The sequence below is a fragment of the Streptomyces sp. NPDC053076 genome, assembly GCF_044546845.1.
GTDB lineage: Bacteria > Actinomycetota > Actinomycetes > Streptomycetales > Streptomycetaceae > Streptomyces.
Genome location: NZ_JBITZL010000004.1, coordinates 832,873 through 847,751, shown reverse-complemented (window position 1 = coordinate 847,751; position 14,879 = coordinate 832,873). Strand labels below are relative to the sequence as shown.

At 69.9% G+C, this 14,879-nt stretch carries 16 protein-coding genes; 10 read left to right on the top strand and 6 right to left on the bottom strand.

What is annotated here, in order from left to right:
* Positions 1–274 precede the first annotated feature (274 nt).
* From ACIGYR_RS21105 to ACIGYR_RS21095, 3 genes are all read right to left on the bottom strand, one after another.
* The gene (locus ACIGYR_RS21105; protein ID WP_399598618.1) at positions 275–868 is read right to left on the bottom strand and encodes a lamin tail domain-containing protein; all 594 of its coding nucleotides are present in this window, start codon (positions 866–868) and stop codon (positions 275–277) included.
* A gap of 213 nt (positions 869–1,081) precedes the next feature.
* Complete coding sequence (locus tag ACIGYR_RS21100; protein ID WP_399597357.1) at positions 1,082–1,285, bottom strand: DUF397 domain-containing protein; 204 nt, start codon at positions 1,283–1,285, stop codon at positions 1,082–1,084.
* Positions 1,286–1,287: 2 nt separating this feature from the next.
* Positions 1,288–2,139, bottom strand: coding sequence for a helix-turn-helix domain-containing protein (locus tag ACIGYR_RS21095; RefSeq protein ID WP_399597361.1), 852 nt, complete (start codon positions 2,137–2,139; stop codon positions 1,288–1,290).
* Positions 2,140–2,351: 212 nt separating this feature from the next.
* On the opposite strand from ACIGYR_RS21095, the gene ACIGYR_RS21090 reads away from it, so the two are divergent.
* On the top strand, positions 2,352–2,762 hold the full coding sequence (locus ACIGYR_RS21090) for an ATP-binding protein (protein ID WP_399597363.1): 411 nt from the start codon (positions 2,352–2,354) through the stop codon (positions 2,760–2,762).
* 43 nt (positions 2,763–2,805) lie between these two features.
* The gene (locus tag ACIGYR_RS21085; RefSeq protein ID WP_399597365.1) at positions 2,806–3,690 is read left to right on the top strand and encodes a hypothetical protein; all 885 of its coding nucleotides are present in this window, start codon (positions 2,806–2,808) and stop codon (positions 3,688–3,690) included.
* A 107-nt stretch (positions 3,691–3,797) separates the two neighbouring features.
* On the opposite strand, the gene ACIGYR_RS21080 is transcribed toward ACIGYR_RS21085, so the two are convergent.
* The 3 genes from ACIGYR_RS21080 to ACIGYR_RS21070 all read right to left on the bottom strand — a co-directional run bounded on the left by ACIGYR_RS21080 (position 3,798) and on the right by ACIGYR_RS21070 (position 7,019).
* On the bottom strand, positions 3,798–4,217 hold the full coding sequence (locus ACIGYR_RS21080) for a contact-dependent growth inhibition system immunity protein (RefSeq protein WP_391840205.1): 420 nt from the start codon (positions 4,215–4,217) through the stop codon (positions 3,798–3,800).
* Between the two features lie 433 nt (positions 4,218–4,650).
* On the bottom strand, positions 4,651–5,151 hold the full coding sequence (locus tag ACIGYR_RS21075) for an SseB family protein (protein WP_399597368.1): 501 nt from the start codon (positions 5,149–5,151) through the stop codon (positions 4,651–4,653).
* 149 nt (positions 5,152–5,300) lie between these two features.
* Positions 5,301–7,019: a chitinase gene (locus ACIGYR_RS21070; protein ID WP_399597371.1), complete on the bottom strand. Its 1,719-nt coding sequence runs from the start codon at positions 7,017–7,019 to the stop codon at positions 5,301–5,303.
* A gap of 539 nt (positions 7,020–7,558) precedes the next feature.
* Between ACIGYR_RS21070 and ACIGYR_RS21065 the strand changes: the two genes are divergently transcribed.
* The 8 genes from ACIGYR_RS21065 to ACIGYR_RS21030 all read left to right on the top strand — a co-directional run bounded on the left by ACIGYR_RS21065 (position 7,559) and on the right by ACIGYR_RS21030 (position 14,497).
* Entirely contained in the window at positions 7,559–8,398 is an 840-nt protein-coding gene (locus tag ACIGYR_RS21065; protein ID WP_399598621.1) for a hypothetical protein, read from the top strand.
* Positions 8,399–8,591: 193 nt separating this feature from the next.
* On the top strand, positions 8,592–9,296 hold the full coding sequence (gene cpaB, locus ACIGYR_RS21060) for a Flp pilus assembly protein CpaB (protein WP_399597373.1): 705 nt from the start codon (positions 8,592–8,594) through the stop codon (positions 9,294–9,296).
* 12 nt (positions 9,297–9,308) lie between these two features.
* Entirely contained in the window at positions 9,309–10,553 is a 1,245-nt protein-coding gene (locus ACIGYR_RS21055) for a CpaE family protein (protein ID WP_399597376.1), read from the top strand.
* A 7-nt stretch (positions 10,554–10,560) separates the two neighbouring features.
* Complete coding sequence (locus tag ACIGYR_RS21050) at positions 10,561–10,941, top strand: TadE family protein (protein WP_391840221.1); 381 nt, start codon at positions 10,561–10,563, stop codon at positions 10,939–10,941.
* A 1-nt stretch (position 10,942) separates the two neighbouring features.
* Positions 10,943–11,287 (top strand): TadE/TadG family type IV pilus assembly protein, encoded by a 345-nt coding sequence (locus ACIGYR_RS21045; RefSeq protein ID WP_399597379.1) that lies wholly within the window; start codon positions 10,943–10,945, stop codon positions 11,285–11,287.
* 18 nt (positions 11,288–11,305) lie between these two features.
* Positions 11,306–12,643: a CpaF family protein gene (locus ACIGYR_RS21040; protein WP_391840224.1), complete on the top strand. Its 1,338-nt coding sequence runs from the start codon at positions 11,306–11,308 to the stop codon at positions 12,641–12,643.
* Between the two features lie 8 nt (positions 12,644–12,651).
* Positions 12,652–13,596: a type II secretion system F family protein gene (locus tag ACIGYR_RS21035; protein WP_399597382.1), complete on the top strand. Its 945-nt coding sequence runs from the start codon at positions 12,652–12,654 to the stop codon at positions 13,594–13,596.
* 13 nt (positions 13,597–13,609) lie between these two features.
* Positions 13,610–14,497 carry a DUF5936 domain-containing protein gene (locus ACIGYR_RS21030; RefSeq protein ID WP_399597384.1) on the top strand — a complete coding sequence of 296 codons (888 nt, stop codon included), beginning with the start codon at positions 13,610–13,612 and terminating at the stop codon, positions 14,495–14,497.
* Positions 14,498–14,879: the final 382 nt, after the last annotated feature.

Here is a 14,879-nt window from a genome sequence, read left to right as displayed (position 1 = left end):
CGGCGCCCTCCGAGAGCGCCGAGCCCCCCATCAAACCCGCCGAACCCACTCCACGGGCGACCAAAGCCCCGGCCCCCGCCTCGGCCGACGCCCCCCCCCCCGCCCCCCCCCCCGCCGCCGCCCCCCCCCCCCCCCCCCCCCCCCCCCCCCCCCCCCCCCCCCCGGGGGGTGGGGGCCGGGAGGAGGCTGCGGCATGCCGCGGCGGGGGCCGGGAGGAAGGCTGCCGTATGCCGTGGCGGGTACCGGTGCTCACCGACCCGCGGTCAGGTACGGGTCAGTGCCGGCCGCCGTGCCACCCGCCGTCGCGGTGGCCGCGGTGGTCGTAACCCCAGGAGGTGGCGTCGATGAAGCGGCCGTGGTCGTTGCGCAGGGTCGCGGTGTCGTGGTCGCTGTCCCACACGGACTGGTGACGGTCCTGGTAGACGTCGTTCTTGCGGTCCCGGCCGGCACCGGTGTGCACCCGCACGCTCTGGTGGTCCCCCAGCCGGTAGTGCCGGAAGGTGTAGGTGTGGCCGTCCTCGTCCGACAGCGTCCACCCGTCCAGATTCACCGTCCCCCCGCCGTAGTTGGTGACCTCCACCCACTCCTTGTTCAGGGAGGCGTTGGAGCGGTCGTACCGGGCCGACGCGTGGTACTGCGCGCCGCTGATGGCCACCTCCGAGCGGTCCGAGCGGTCCGAGCGGCCCCAGCGGTCCGAGTGGCCGGAGTGGTCGGAGTGGTCCCAGCGGCCGGACTGGTCAGAGTGGTCGGAGCGGCCGTGGCCGCGGTCGGCGGCGGAGGCCGGCAGGGCGACGGCGCCCACGACGGCGGTGGCCGCCACGACGGCGGCGGCGACACGGCGGCGGGTTACGGAAGCGGATACGAACACGGACACGAGGTCCCCCTTCGCGAGGGTTGCGCACACCCCGCGGTCCGCGTCCCAGAACGCGGCATGCGGAGTGCGGTGTACGGGTGGCGACCGGTCGGCCGCACGCCCACACCTTGCGGCGGGGAAGGGGGGCGATCGAGGAAGCGCGGGCGCTGTTACGATTCGCGCATATATCTGTGACTCTCGGATGTAATGTCCATCAATGGGCGGGTATCAGTCCGCCCCGGGAGAGCGGCCGTCCTTCAGGGCGCCGATGAAGGGCGCGAAGGCCGAGGCCGGGAAGGTGAGGACGGCTCTCGCCGGGTCCTTGGAGTCGCGGACGGATATGTGGGTGTCCAGGTCGGCTACTTCGACGCAGGCATCCCCCTGGCCGCCTCCGGAGTAGGAAGACGTCTTCCAGGTGTCGGGGGTCGGCATGCTCACAGCTCCTTCGCCAGGCGGTGGATGAAGTCACGCGACCGGTCGGGGTCGAGCGACACCGCCTCCACCCTACGGAAGAGCGTTCGATAGCGGCTGAGCTGAGCTTCGGCATCGATGAAGACCGGGCCGACGGGGCCGTCGCGGACGATGGTGTCCAACTTGGACACCGGACCGCCCGCGTACACCATGCCGCTTCCGGCTCCGCCGAAACCGTCCAGGTCGAAGGGGATGACGCGGACAGTCACATGTGCGGCTTCGGAGAGTTCCAGTACACGGCCGAGCTGATCCCGTGCCGCGCGTCGGTCTCCCACCCTGATGCGCAGCGCGGCCTCGTGGATCAACGCCTCGTACGGAACGGGCTCCGCGCGCTCGATGATGACCCTTCGCTTCATTCGGTGTTCCACCCAGCGTTCCACGTCGCTCTCCGGGAACTCGGGGTTCACATAGCCGAAGAGGAGGCGGGCGTATTCGGCGGTCTGCAAGAGGCCCGGCATGTGCAGGAACTCCACGTCCCATCGGAAGCTGGCGTGATGCTCCAGCTCGGGCAAATCCATGAACGGTGTGGGGAGCCGGCCTCGGTACTCCTCCCACCAGCCGTGCGTCCTGTCGGTCGCCATCGCTACCAGCGCCTCGATGAGGGCGGCATCCGTGCAGGAGTACTGAGCCGCGAGCCGCCGTACGCGTTCCTCGCTCACGCCGGCGGTTCCGGCCTCGATCTGACTCATCTGGGCCGAGTCCGTACCGAGGAGCGCGGCTGCCTCGCGCCCCTTGAGTCCCGCGGCTTCGCGAAGTTTCCGCAGTTCAGTGCCTAGACGTTCTTGTCGAGCGGTGGGCTGCTGCCTACGCGGCATGGCTTCCTCTCTCGGCTCACCAACTGCCCTGAGACAGTGCCTCGTTCGAGGGGTAGATTACGGCAACAGCTTGCGGCGTCCCAAAATGTGGCCCTACTGTCAGTGACGGATGCACACGCAGATGCGGAAGCGCACCGCGCCCTCCTGCCACGACGGCTGCGGCAATGCCACCGCGCCCTGCATCTCCCCTCACCGACCGGAGTTGATGACGCATGTCCGAGCACGAGACGTGGGACTACACGCTCTACGTCCCCAACGACCTCAAAGCGGTGACGGTATGCCGCCGTACGCTCCGCGTGATCCTGACACTGCACGGGTTGCCCGGCCTCGTGGAAACGGCGGAGCTGCTCGCGGCGGAGTTGGTGTCGAACGCGGTGCGGCACACCAAGGGGCCGGCGGCGCTGAGGGTGCGCCGCTCGCCGCAGGGCCCGGTGTGGATCGGGGCGTGGGACACCGACCCGGAGCCGCCGCCACCGCCACGGCCGCTGGAGCAGGCCCTGGACCTGGAGGAGGGGCGAGGGCTGGGGCTGGTGACGGCCTGCGCGGAGTACTGGGGCTGGCAGCCGTCGGCCCGGTTCGGGGACCGGGGCAAGTACGTGTGGTGCGAACTCGCGGCGGCGTAGCTCGTTGATCACGGCGTACGGGGTCGTACGGAAAGGAGAGCCGATGGTCGGCTCGTCGCACGAGGCGCTGCACCGGATCTTCCAGAAGGATCCGGCGCTGCTGACGCGGGCGTTACAGAAGGTGCTGCACGTACCGTTCCCCGAACCCCGGGAGATCGCCGCGCTGAACGTGGACCTCACGGAGATCGAACCGGTCGAACGCAGGGTGGACACGCTGCTGCGAGCGGAGACGGACGAGGGGACGTACCTCCTCGTGGTCGAGTCGCAGGGCAAGGCGGACGACCGCAAACGGGGGAGCTGGCCGTACTACTTGTCCTACCTGTATGAGAAGTACCGCTGCGAGCCGGTGCTGATCGTGATCACTCAGAGCAGCGCCACGGCGAAATGGGCCTCGCGGCCGATCCGGCTCGGTATTCCGGGCTGGGATTCGCTGACGGTGCGTCCGCTGGTGCTCGGCCCGGAGAACGTGCCGGTGATCGCTGACGAACGTCACGCCGAACGGGACGTACCCCTCGCGGTGCTCTCGGCGATGACACACGGGCGTGGCCCGCGGGCTCCGGCCATACTGGAATCCCTGGCATCCGCCCTGCGGACCATCGACCCCGACAGCGCCGCGGTCTTCGTGCAGTTCGTCGACTCATGCCTGGCCGACCCCCAGGCGAAGCAGATGTGGAGGGACCTGATGACGGCGATCCAGTACTTCTGGCGCCACCCGCTGGCCGAGCAGGTGCGCGAGGAGGGCCGAGAACAGGGCCGGGCTGAAGCCAAGGCCGAGATGGTCCTCCGTGTCCTGGAGTGGCGAGGCATCCCAGTGCCCGACGACGTCCGCGAACGCGTCGGGACCTGCACGGATCTCGACCAGTTGGAGATCTGGGCCCAGCGAGCAGTCCACGCGACCGAGGCGACGGAGCTGTTCACCGCGGAGTGACCAGTGGCCGTTGTGGACCCGCTTCTCCATCAATGTGTGTTGCTTCCCAGTGACTGGAAGCCAGGCCGAGCAGCGAGAGAAGCGGGTCGCCCTGATAGGGGCTGGCCTCAAAGGAGGTCCGAGAGGTTGGACCTATAGTTCCCAACCTCCTGTTGAATATAGGCGGAAAGGTCTGTGAGCATCCGGACCGTTTCGTCGAGGTGACGTGCGAGATGCGGCGCCTCCCTCCATACGCTCTCACTTCTGGTCAATACCGCGGAGAGCAAATCGTCGTCGTACCATCCTGTCTCCGCTTCGTTCGGCGCCGTTTCACGCAGGAAGTCCAGAGCGACAGGCAGAAGCCATTGGAGACCGACGTCTTGGGAGATCAGCCGGCGCATGTCTTCAACGGACAGGTCCTTGATAGCTCGACGTCTCAGTGCATGCACGCCACGAACCAGAGACGTGCTGTCCCGGGAAGGCTCGGGCCACTGATCCCCGTCCAGTTCCTCAATTGTCTTATGGCGGTCAACGAAGTCTGAGAGCATCTTCCTTGTGTATGGTCAAGTGTCATGTATCTGTTTCATTGCATAGATCTGTAGCATTGCTGCCTGATCTCTACCCACGCCGATAAGCCTCCGAAGTGAACTTGTTTCTCGGTCAGTGTCGAGACCTCCGTGGACCCCTTGACCCAGTCCGCTCCGGCACGGTCGGAGGAGCCGTGCACAGTCCACGTTGCGCTCGGTTATTCCACGGGGTCAGGAGGTTAAGACCAGGCGTGGGAGGGCTTCTCGATACCTGAGGCTTGTGTCCTTCGGTGGCGGCGCATCCGACCTGATCCTCCACGATTGAAATCTGCTCAAGGTGGGAGATGATCTGGTTTCATTTTAAGTCACGGGCAACTTGAACCAGGCAAGCTCTCCGAACCGGCTGGGAGCTTGCCTTGCGGTTCTGCTGGGAATGGACAACTGATCTCCGATCTCACCAGCGTTCGCAGAACGACTTGAACTCGTCCGTCAGGCCCTCATGGCCCAGCTCCAGCCCGGACAGCGCGATGTCGCGGAAGCCGCGCCCGGCGCCGGCCTCGCCGACCAGCACCCCGGCCGCGGGCACCGCCACATCGAGCAGACGGGCGCCGAGAATCGTCCGGTACCGCCACTCCCGGGCAGCCTCACCGCGCGCCACGGCATAACGAGCCAGCGCCTGCTCGCCGGAGAACGCCAGGATGAAGCGGACGCCGTTGAAGTCCGCCGTCAGCAGACCGCCTTCGGAGTCCGGGCTCGCACCCTCACCCAACGGCACCAGGACCGGGGTACGGCGGAACTCGCCCAGCAGTACGGCGAACGCGCGGCGCCGTCGCTCGGCCTCGGTGGAGGCGTCGACGGATTCCGGAGGGCAGGCATCGGAGATGTCCACATAGTCGTACAGCCGTGACCTGTGTGTATGCCCCGCCTCGGTGGCTTCTCCCCGGCGTTCAGCCATGCCGCCGATCATCACATCGGCACATGGCCGGTCGCCACGCGATCCAGCCCTCGGCAGTCATGTCCGGCCAGTCCAGGAGACCTGCACGGGCACGCGACAGCGCCCGGACCACGTAGGGCCCGGGCGCTGAGGGTGCCGTACGGGTCAGGTCACGGCAGCGCGTGCACGTGCGCCCCCACCGCACCCGACCACGCGTTGCCCGACGTCGCGTCCCAGTTGGTGGACCAGGTCATCGCGCCCCGCAGGTCGGGGTAGGTCTTCGACGGCTTGAAGGAGCCGCAGTTCGTGGCCTTCGTCAGGCAGTCCAGGGCGTTGTTCACCACCGTGGGGGAGACATAGCCGCCGCCCGCCGCACGGGTGGAGGCCGGAAGGCCGAGGCCCACCTGGGACGGGGAAAGGCCGCCCTCCAGCTGGATGCAGGCGAGTGCCGTCAGGAAGTCGACCGTGCCCTGGCTGTAGACCTTGCCGTCGCAGCCCAGCATGGAACCGCTGTTGTAGTACTGCATGTTGACGACCGTGAGGATGTCCTTCACGTTCAGCGCGGTCTGGAAGTAGGACCCCGACGTCGACTGCATGTCGATCGTCTGCGGGGCCATCGTGATGATCAGGGACGAGCCCGCCTTCGCGGACAGGGAACGGAGCGCCTGGGTCATGTACGTCGCGTTCAGGCCGTTCTCCAGGTCGATGTCGACGCCGTCGAAGCCGTACGTCTGCATCAGCGAATAGACGGAGTTCGCGAAGTTCGCCGCCGAGGCCGCGTCGTTCACCGACACCGTGCCCTTCTCGCCGCCGATGGAGATGATGACCTTCTTGCCCGCCGCCTGCTTGGCCTTGATGTCGGCCTTGAACTGGTCGACCGGGTAGCCGCCGAGTCCGGAGGAGTCCAGGGTGAAGGACACGGCTCCCGGTGTCGACGTCGCGTCCGCGAAGGCGACCGCGATGATGTCGTAGGCGGAGGGGACGTCGGAGATCTTCTGGACCGTCGCGCCGTTGTTGAAGTTCTGCCAGTAGCCGGTCACCGCGTGCTTGGGAAGGGTGCCGCCCCCGCCGCCGCCCGAGCCGGCGGTCGTCGTGCCGGTCACCGAACCCGATGCGGCGGATTCGCCCGCCGCGTTGGCCGCCGTCACCTGGAAGGTGTACGACGTGGCAGCCGTCAGGCCGGTCACCGTGGCCGAGGTACCGGTCACCGCCGTGACCTTGGTGCCGTTGCGGTAGACGTTGTAGCCCGTCGCGCCCGACACCGCAGACCACGAAAGGGAGACCGAGGAGGAGGTCGTACCGGTGACGGAGAGGCTGGCCGGGGCCGCCGGGACCGTCGGGGCCGGGTCGCCGCCCCCGCCGCCGTCGGGGCCGTAGACCGAGACGTCGTCGGCGTAGTAGGCCGCCTGGCCGTACCAGCCGTGGGTGTAGACCGTGACCGAGGTCGTGGAGGCGCCCGTCGTGAACGTCGTCGAGAGCTGCTTCCACGCCGAGGAGTCGGGGGTCCACGTCGAGACGTCCGTCGTGCCGGTGCCCGTCACGCCCAGGTACGAGTAACCGCCCTGCACCCACGCGCTCAGCGTGTACGTCGAGTTGGGCTTGACCGTCACCGCCTGGCTGCACTGGGCGTTGTCCTGGCCTGCCGGGGTCGCCTTCAGGGCGGTGGTGCCGCCGTGCGCCGGGGAGGAGACCGTCGTGCCGCTGCCGGCCGTGCAGGTCCAGTTGGCCAGGCCGGACTCGAAGCCGGCGTTCTTGACGTTGTTGACGTCCGCCGCGGACGCGGGGGTGGCTGCGGCGAGACCCGCGACCGAGAGGGCCAGGGCGGTGGCGGCGGACCATGTCGCGAGCCGCCGTCTGCGGGGTCTGGGAATGCCTGGTGCGCGGTCCACTGGAGCCTCCGGTGGGGAGTTGGCGGGGAGAGGGGAGAGGACGGTGGCCACCGCTCGCCTACAAGTTGGTCCAGACCAATCGGAGTGTCAAGAGGTCCAGACCAAAACGACCCCGGGGTGGTGGCTCCAGCCGTCCCGGGTGAGCGGGTCCGTCGGTCCGGATCGGTCGCCTCCGTCCGTCCGGGTCGGTCGCCTCCGTCCGTCCGGTCGGTCGCCTCCGTCCGTCCGAGGCGGCCGCTTCCATCCGGCCGGGCTGCCGGCTCCGTCCGTCCGGGCGGCTGGACCTGTCCGGGATTGACGGCTCAACCTGTCCGCCGCAGTCGGCGACTCAACCTGTCCGGGTTTGGCGGTACTTGCTCCCGGAGAGTTCCACACCGGCTACCCAAACGCTGTTCTCCGGCCATACGGCCGTGGATACAGTGCTCGGGTAGTCACGCAATGAAGTCGTCCTGGCGCATTGGAGTTACACCGGTGGGCCGGCGGGTGTGAAGAGCGGGGAGCTGCGCGTGCCAACTGCCATTGCCGTGACCAGCGCCGACATGGCGCTGCCGGCGCAGGACGAACGAACCATGCCCGCCGTGGTGCTGGACGGCCTCGACCGCAAGCCGCTGGACCAGGCCCTCACCGAACTCCACACCCTGACCGAGCAGTACGGGTACGTGGTCGTCGTGTGCTCGCAGGCCGCCCCGGAGCCGGTCGTACGGCGGCTGTACACCCTGCGCTCCCTGCTGGAGAGCGACCGCATAGCCCTGTTCCGGCCCGACCTGCCACCGCTCGGCATCGCGGTGCTGGCCCGGCAGCTGCGCCAGCTCGCCTCCTGCGACCTGAGCCCGGGCGTGCTCGCTTCCGCCGGACGGCTGCTCACCCACTACATCCACGCCGGTGCCGTCCTCGGCTCCGTCGCCAGGCTGGACCGGGTCCCGGTCGGGCTGAAGGCGCACGCCCGATCCTGGGTACCGGGCAGCCAGTTCGCCGTGCTCGCCCATCCCGACCCCCAGCTGGTCAAGGTCGCGCCCGGTGTCACCCTCAAGGGCCCCGAGTTCAGCACCTGGATGCTGGTGGCCAAGGGGCAGTTGCAGAACGACTGGGCGGCCGGACTCGGCACCCAGTGGGGCGTGCATGGGCTGCGTGAGACACCGCTGCCCGCCGAGTCCCCCGTGTGGTGGGGCACCGGCCGCATGGTCGAGTTCTGCGGCTACCTCGCCGACCTCTCCGTCCTCTACCAACTGGTCACCTCCGTGCGCCGGACCAGCTGTCACTGGTGCGGCCTCGACGTCATCGGCGACCGCTGCGTCTTCTGCTCCGCGACTCCGCCGCCCGCCCGCGAGCCCGCCGCGCCCCGCGCGCTGGGGCAAGGCAGGCAACGCAGCCCCGCCTGACCGCCCCGGACGGGCCACGCGGACACGACCGCCCGGACACGACCGCCCGGACACGACCGCCCGGACACGACCGCCCGGACACGACCGCCCGGACACGACCGCCCGGACATGACCGCCCCGAGACGCCCGCCCGGACAACGACCCGACCCTCACATCCCGCTCGACCGATTCCCCCAATGAGGTTGCACGGTTCATGAACTCCCGTCAGCGCCGCGGCGTGATACTCCTGATCCTGTCGGCCCTGTGCGCTCTGGGCGCGTTCGCCGGCGTGCTCTCCGTCGTCCACGACGTGAACTCCAAGGTCGGGCCCGAGACCACCGCCTACCGGGTCAGGTCCGAGGTGAAGCCGTACACCGCGCTGGACACGGGCCAGTTCGAGAAGATCAAGATGCCGAAGCGATGGCTGTCCGACAACGCAGTCACCGACCTCCGGCAGATCCGCGGCAAGATCGCCGTGACCACCCTGCGCACGGGCTCCCTGCTCCAGACGGACATGATCGTGGACCAGCCCGCCCTCCAGCCCGGCCAGCAGGAGGTCGCCATCATGATCGACGCGGCGACCGGTGTCGCCGGCAAGATCACCCCCGGCTCGCGCGTCAACGTCTACGCCACCTTCGAGGGAAAGAAGGAGGGCGCCCCGGACCAGTCGAAGATCATCGTGACCAACGCCCGGGTCCTCGACGTCGGTCAGATCACCGCCCTCGACCCCGACAACGACAGGAACCAGCAGCCCACCGAAGCCGTGCCCATCACCTTCGCGCTGTCCACCATCGACGCCCAGCGCATCACCTACGCCGAGTCCTTCGCCCAGCGCGTCCGGCTCGCGCTCGTGGCCCCCGGCAGCGAGACCAGCGCCCCCGACAAGGACCGCACCTACGAACTCGCGACGGACAAGTGAGAGGCGGCCCGCATGCCCACCAGGATCCTCCCGGCCGGCGCGGACCCGGACGCCGTCCGCTCCCTCGTCACCCTGCTCAGCCAGCTCCCCGACGCCGAGCCGCAGCCCCCGGTCACCGACTCCACCCAGCTGGTCGACACCCTCGCCCGGCTCGCCGCCGAGTCGGTCGACGAACTGCCGGAAGTCGTCGTCGTCCACGAACGCATCGGCCCGGTCCCCGCCCTCGAGCTGATCCGCGAGGTCGCCCTGCGCTTCCCGGCCGTCGGCGTCATCCTCGTCACCACCGACGCGAGCCCCGGCCTCTTCGCCGCCGCCATGGACTCCGGCGCCCGCGGCCTCGTCGCGCTCCCGCTGTCCTACGAGGAACTCGCCAACCGGGTCCAGGCCGTCGCCCAGTGGTCGACGGGGGTACGACGGCACCTCGGACACGGAGCCGAGGTGGTCGCCGGGGTCGGCGGCACCGTCGTCACGGTCAGCGGCGCCAAGGGAGGCGTGGGCGCGACGCTGACCGCCATCCAGCTGGCCCTCGCCGCCCAGGCGTCCGGCCGCGCCACCGCACTGGTCGACCTCGACCTCCAGACCGGCGACATCGCCTCCTACCTGGACGTCCAGTTCCGCCGCTCGGTGGCCGACCTGGCCGCCATCACCGACATCTCGCCCCGGGTCCTGGCCGACGCCGTCTTCCGCCACGACACCGGTCTCGCCCTGCTGCTCGCACCCGGCGAGGGCGAACGGGGCGAGGAGGTCACCGACCGTGCCGCCCGTCAGCTCGTCAGCGCCCTGCGCTCCCGCTACGAGGTCGTCGTCGTCGACTGCGGCGCCCAGCTCGGCGGGGCCGGTGCGGCGGCCGTCGAGATGGCCGACACCGCGCTGCTGGTCACCACGCCGGACGTGATCGCCGTACGCGCCGCGAAACGGACCGTACGGATGTGGGACCGGTTGCAGATCCGCAAGGCCGAGGAGACGACGGTGGTCGTCAACCGGCACACCCGGAACACGGAGATCCAGCCCGCCCTGGTGCAGCGCATCACCGGCACGGCACTGGCGCGTACGGCCGTCCCCGCCAACTTCAAGGAGCTGCAGGGTGTCGTGGACGCGGGGCGGGTGCACGAGCTGGACGCCAAGAGCACGGTGAAGCAGGCGCTGTGGGCGCTCGCCGGAGAACTGGGACTGGTGAGGGCCGCGGACGAGGCGGGCTCCGGCTCCCACCGGGGCGGTGGCCGGGGGCCGGTGGGCTTTCGGCGGCGGAAGGAGTGAGCGGCCCATGAAACGGCCCGGTGGCGACCGCGGGCAGGTGAGTGTCGAGTTCCTCGGGATGACCCCGCTGATCGTCCTGACGCTGGTGCTGATGTGGCAGGCCGTGTTGGTGGGGTACACCTACACGCTCGCCGGGAATGCTGCGGACGAGGCGGTGCGGGCGGGAACGGCGGCGCCGCGAGGGGGCGCGCGCCAAGCCGCGTGCGCGGAGGCCGGGCTGAAGCACCTCTCGGCGGCCTGGAAGGGGGATGCGGAAGTGGACTGCAACCAGTCCGGCTACGTCACGGCCGACGTCTTCCTCAAGGTCCCGGTCCTCTTCCCGGGTGTGATCTCCTTCCCTGTCACCGTGCACGGCCATGCCGGAGCCGTGGAGGAGGTGAAGCGCTGAGATGCCGATCCGTCGAAGGCACGACCGAGGCCAAGTCGCCATCGAGTACCTGGGTTTCGTCCCCGTCCTGCTGATCGTCGGGCTGGCCGGCTTCCAGATCGGGGCCGCCGCCTACGCCGCCGAGCAGGCCGGTACGGCGGCCCGGGCGGGAGCGCGGGCGCAGTCGCTGGGACAGAGCGCGACTCAGGCGTGCGCGCAGGCCGTCAGCGGCGGCCTGCACGTGGAGTGCGAGCCCACCGGAGGCGACGGCGACTCGGTCACCGTCACCGCCCACGTCACCATCCCCAAGATCCTCTGGAGCTTCGGCGACGCCACCAAGTCCGCCACCATGCCCCGCGACCACTGACCGAGGAGTTGCAGACCCATGAGCCTGCGGGCACGCATCAGCACTCCGGAGGAGCACGGCAGCCGGGGCGAGGACGGGCATCTGGTCGCCTCCTACCGGGCCAAACTGCTGGAGGAGATCGACCTCGCGGAGATGAGCTCGCTGGCCGCCGCCGAGCGCCGGGCCCGCCTGGAGCGGGTGCTCGGGCACATCATCAGCCGTGAGGGACCGGTGCTCTCCACCGTCGAGCGGTCCCAGCTGATCCGCCGGGTCGTGGACGAGGCGCTCGGCCTCGGCATCCTCGAACCCCTCCTGGAGGACGCGTCGATCACCGAGATCATGGTGAACGGCCCCGACGCGATCTTCGTGGAGCGCGGCGGCCGGGTCGAGCAGCTGCCGCTCCGGTTCGTCTCCGCCGACCAGCTCATGCAGACGATCGAGCGGATCGTGTCGACGGTCAACCGCCGGGTCGACGAGTCGAACCCGATGGTGGACGCCCGCCTCCCGTCCGGCGAGCGCGTCAACGTCATCATCCCGCCGCTGTCCCTGACGGGCCCGATCCTCACCATCCGCCGCTTCCCCCGTTCCTTCACCCTCAAGGAACTGATCGGCTTCGGTTCGCTCGACGAACCCATGGTGTACCTGCTGGCGGGGCTGGTGCAGGCGAAGTTCAACATCATCGTCTCGGGAGCGACCGGCACCGGGAAGACGACCCTGCTGAACGCCCTGTCCGGACTGATCCCGCCGCACGAGCGCATCATCACCATCGAGGACTCGGCCGAACTCCAGCTCCAGCAGACCCATGTGGTCCGGCTGGAGGCGCGCCCGCCGAACGTGGAGGGCAAGGGCCAGGTCTCCATCCGCGACCTGGTCCGCAACTCCCTGCGCATGCGCCCCGACCGGATCGTCGTCGGTGAGGTCCGCGGCGGCGAGTCCCTGGACATGCTCCAGGCGATGTCCACGGGCCACGACGGATCGCTGGCCACCGTGCACGCCAACAGCGCTGAGGACGCCCTCACCCGGCTCCAGACCCTGGCCTCCATGTCCGACGTCGAGGTGCCGTTCGTCGCCCTGCACGACCAGATCAACAGCGCCGTCGACGTCATCGTCCAGCTCACCCGGTTCGCCGACGGCGCCCGCCGGATCACCGAGATCGCACTGCTCGACAGCCACGGCGGGGAGCCGTACCGGCTGGCCACCGTCGCCCGGTTCGAAGCCCGGCCCATGACCGCCGACGGCCGTGTCCACGGCGCCTTCCGGCACTTCCCGCTGCCGCGCCGCACCGCCGACCGCCTCTACATGGCGAGCCAGCCCGTCCCGCAGGACTTCGGCGTCGCCCGTACCGCCGACCAGCTCGCCACCCGAGAAGCCAGGTAGGCCCGCCCATGGAACTGCACACCCTCGTCCAGCTCACCACCGGCGTGACGCTGCTGGCCTGCGTCCTGGCGGTGGCCGGCGTGCACGCCTACGCCTCCGGCAAGGCCCGGCGCGCCGCCCTCGTGGACCGCCTCGCGCACACCGGCTCGCTGCCGGCGGGCGGCCGCAGACGCCGCTTCCGCACCCTGGACCGCAGGCTGCGCCGTACCCGCCTCGGCCGCCGGCTGGAACTGCGTCTGGCGGCGACCGGCCTGGACCTCACACCGGGCGAGTTCTTCGCGTACATGCTCGCCGCGGTCGCCGCGCTCTGGCTGATCGGCCAGGCCGCCCTGGCCCCCTTCTTCGGCCCGATCGCCGGGCTCCTCGGGGTCTGGGCGGCGGTGCAGTTCCTCAACTGGCAGCGGCAGAAACGCATCGAACGCTTCATCAGCCAACTCCCCGAACTGGCCCGCATCCTGGCCAACGCCACCCAGGCCGGGCTCGCCCTGCGTACCGCGATCGGCATGGCCGCGGAGGAACTGGAGGCCCCGGCCGGCGAGGAACTGGCCAAGGTCGCCGACCAGCTGGCCATCGGCCACTCCCTGGACGACGCGCTCGGCGAGCTGGCCGACCGCCTCCCCTCCCGCGAACTCGTCGTCCTGGTCACGACACTGGTGCTGTCGAACCGGGCGGGCGGCCAAGTGGTCTCGGCGCTGCGCAACCTGACCGAGACCCTGGAGGAGCGCAAGGAGACCCGGCGCGAGATCCGCACCCAGCTCTCCCAGGTGACCATGACGTCGTACGCCGTCCCCGTCCTCGGGATCGGCGCGTTGTTCCTGATGAACGGCGTGAAGGGCGGCGCGCTCGACCGCATGACCGGCTCACCGGTCGGCCAGGCGTGCGTGATCATCGCGTTCGCCATGTACGCCGTCGGCTTCGTCCTCATCCGCCGCATGAGCCGGATCGACGTGTGAGGGAGGCGACCCGATGGCATTCCTGCTCGCCCTGCTGATGGGCCTCGGTGTCTGGGGCGTCTTCGCCGGCGTCCGCATGTACCGCGCGGACGCCCGGCTCCCCGGCGATCTCGCCGTCGCCCTGGAGGTCGGCGCCACCCGCACCGGCGCGGTCGGCTCGGTCGTCGACCGCATGGGCATGCGCTACGCCCCGGCCGTGCTGCGCCTGATGGGCCCGCGCCTGGTGGCCAAGTACCGCCGGAAGATCGACCTCGCGGGCAACCCCGGCGGCCTGACCATCGACCGCTACGCGGCCCGCCGCGCGGTCTACGGCGCCCTCGGCGGCGTCGGTTTCCTCGTCTTCCTGCTGCGCGGCCAGTGGTTCGTGGCGCTGCTCCTGCTCGCCTTCGGGGCGTTCTGGACGGAGGTCGGCATCTGGTCGGCGATCCGGGTCCGCAAGGACGTCATCGAACGCACGCTGCCGGACTTCCTGGACGTACTGGCGGTGGTGGTCAGCGCCGGCCTCGGCTTCCGCCAGGCCCTGGACCGGGTCGCCACCCGCTACGAGGGCCCGTGGACGGACGAACTGCGCATCACACTCCGCCAGATGGACCTCGGCATGAGCCGCCGCCAGGCGTTCGCGGAGCTGAGGAGGAGGAACGACTCGGAACAGGTGGCGATGTTCGTGACCGCACTGCAGCAGGGGGAGGAACTGGGTGCCCCGATCGTGGACACCCTGGTCTCCCTGGCCAAGGACATGCGCCGTACCGACGCCCAGAACGCCCGCCGCAAGGCCGCGCGCGCGGTACCCAAGGCCACGCTGGTGATCACCACGTTCATGGTCCCGGCGACGATGCTCCTGCTGGGAGCGGGCCTGCTGCTGGGCTCCGGGGTGGACTTCGGTTCACTCACGGGGAAGTGAGGACGGGCATGACGGTGACGGGGCTGACGGGGCGGGAGGCGGCGGTGCGTCCCGTGGTGTGCCTGAGGAAGGCGGGAGCTGGGCGTCCTAGGGTGGGGTTGAGGCCGACGGGAGTTGCGCGGCATGGGGTGTGGCGGTGGCGGGTGGGGGATGCGCGTGGTGGGGTGTGGCTGAGGCGGGCGGGAGGGTGGTTCGTCCGTCGGGGCGGGTGGTTCGTCCGTCAGGGGGTTTTACGTCGGGGGGGCGTAGGTCAGGGGCTTGTAAGTCAGAAGGGGGCGGGTCGGGGGCCTGCAGATAAGGCAGATACAGGTCGGACGGGTGCGGGTCACGCAGACGCAGGTCAGACGGGTGCGGGTCGGGGGCTTGCGGGTCAGGCGGGTTC

Bases quoted from the DNA above. Each gene is read 5' to 3' on its own strand.
- ACIGYR_RS21050 (WP_391840221.1), top strand. From the start codon at position 10,561: ATGAAACGGCCCGGTGGCGACCGCGGGCAGGTGAGTGTCGAGTTCCTC.
- ACIGYR_RS21080 (WP_391840205.1), bottom strand. From the start codon at position 4,217: ATGCTCTCAGACTTCGTTGACCGCCATAAGACAATTGAGGAACTGGAC.
- ACIGYR_RS21055 (WP_399597376.1), top strand. From the start codon at position 9,309: ATGCCCACCAGGATCCTCCCGGCCGGCGCGGACCCGGACGCCGTCCGC.
- ACIGYR_RS21030 (WP_399597384.1), top strand. From the start codon at position 13,610: ATGGCATTCCTGCTCGCCCTGCTGATGGGCCTCGGTGTCTGGGGCGTC.
- ACIGYR_RS21085 (WP_399597365.1), top strand. From the start codon at position 2,806: ATGGTCGGCTCGTCGCACGAGGCGCTGCACCGGATCTTCCAGAAGGAT.
- ACIGYR_RS21075 (WP_399597368.1), bottom strand. From the start codon at position 5,151: ATGGCTGAACGCCGGGGAGAAGCCACCGAGGCGGGGCATACACACAGG.
- ACIGYR_RS21065 (WP_399598621.1), top strand. From the start codon at position 7,559: ATGGCGCTGCCGGCGCAGGACGAACGAACCATGCCCGCCGTGGTGCTG.
- ACIGYR_RS21035 (WP_399597382.1), top strand. From the start codon at position 12,652: ATGGAACTGCACACCCTCGTCCAGCTCACCACCGGCGTGACGCTGCTG.
- cpaB (WP_399597373.1), top strand. From the start codon at position 8,592: ATGAACTCCCGTCAGCGCCGCGGCGTGATACTCCTGATCCTGTCGGCC.
- ACIGYR_RS21045 (WP_399597379.1), top strand. From the start codon at position 10,943: ATGCCGATCCGTCGAAGGCACGACCGAGGCCAAGTCGCCATCGAGTAC.
- ACIGYR_RS21040 (WP_391840224.1), top strand. From the start codon at position 11,306: ATGAGCCTGCGGGCACGCATCAGCACTCCGGAGGAGCACGGCAGCCGG.
- ACIGYR_RS21095 (WP_399597361.1), bottom strand. From the start codon at position 2,139: ATGCCGCGTAGGCAGCAGCCCACCGCTCGACAAGAACGTCTAGGCACT.
- ACIGYR_RS21090 (WP_399597363.1), top strand. From the start codon at position 2,352: ATGTCCGAGCACGAGACGTGGGACTACACGCTCTACGTCCCCAACGAC.
- ACIGYR_RS21100 (WP_399597357.1), bottom strand. From the start codon at position 1,285: ATGCCGACCCCCGACACCTGGAAGACGTCTTCCTACTCCGGAGGCGGC.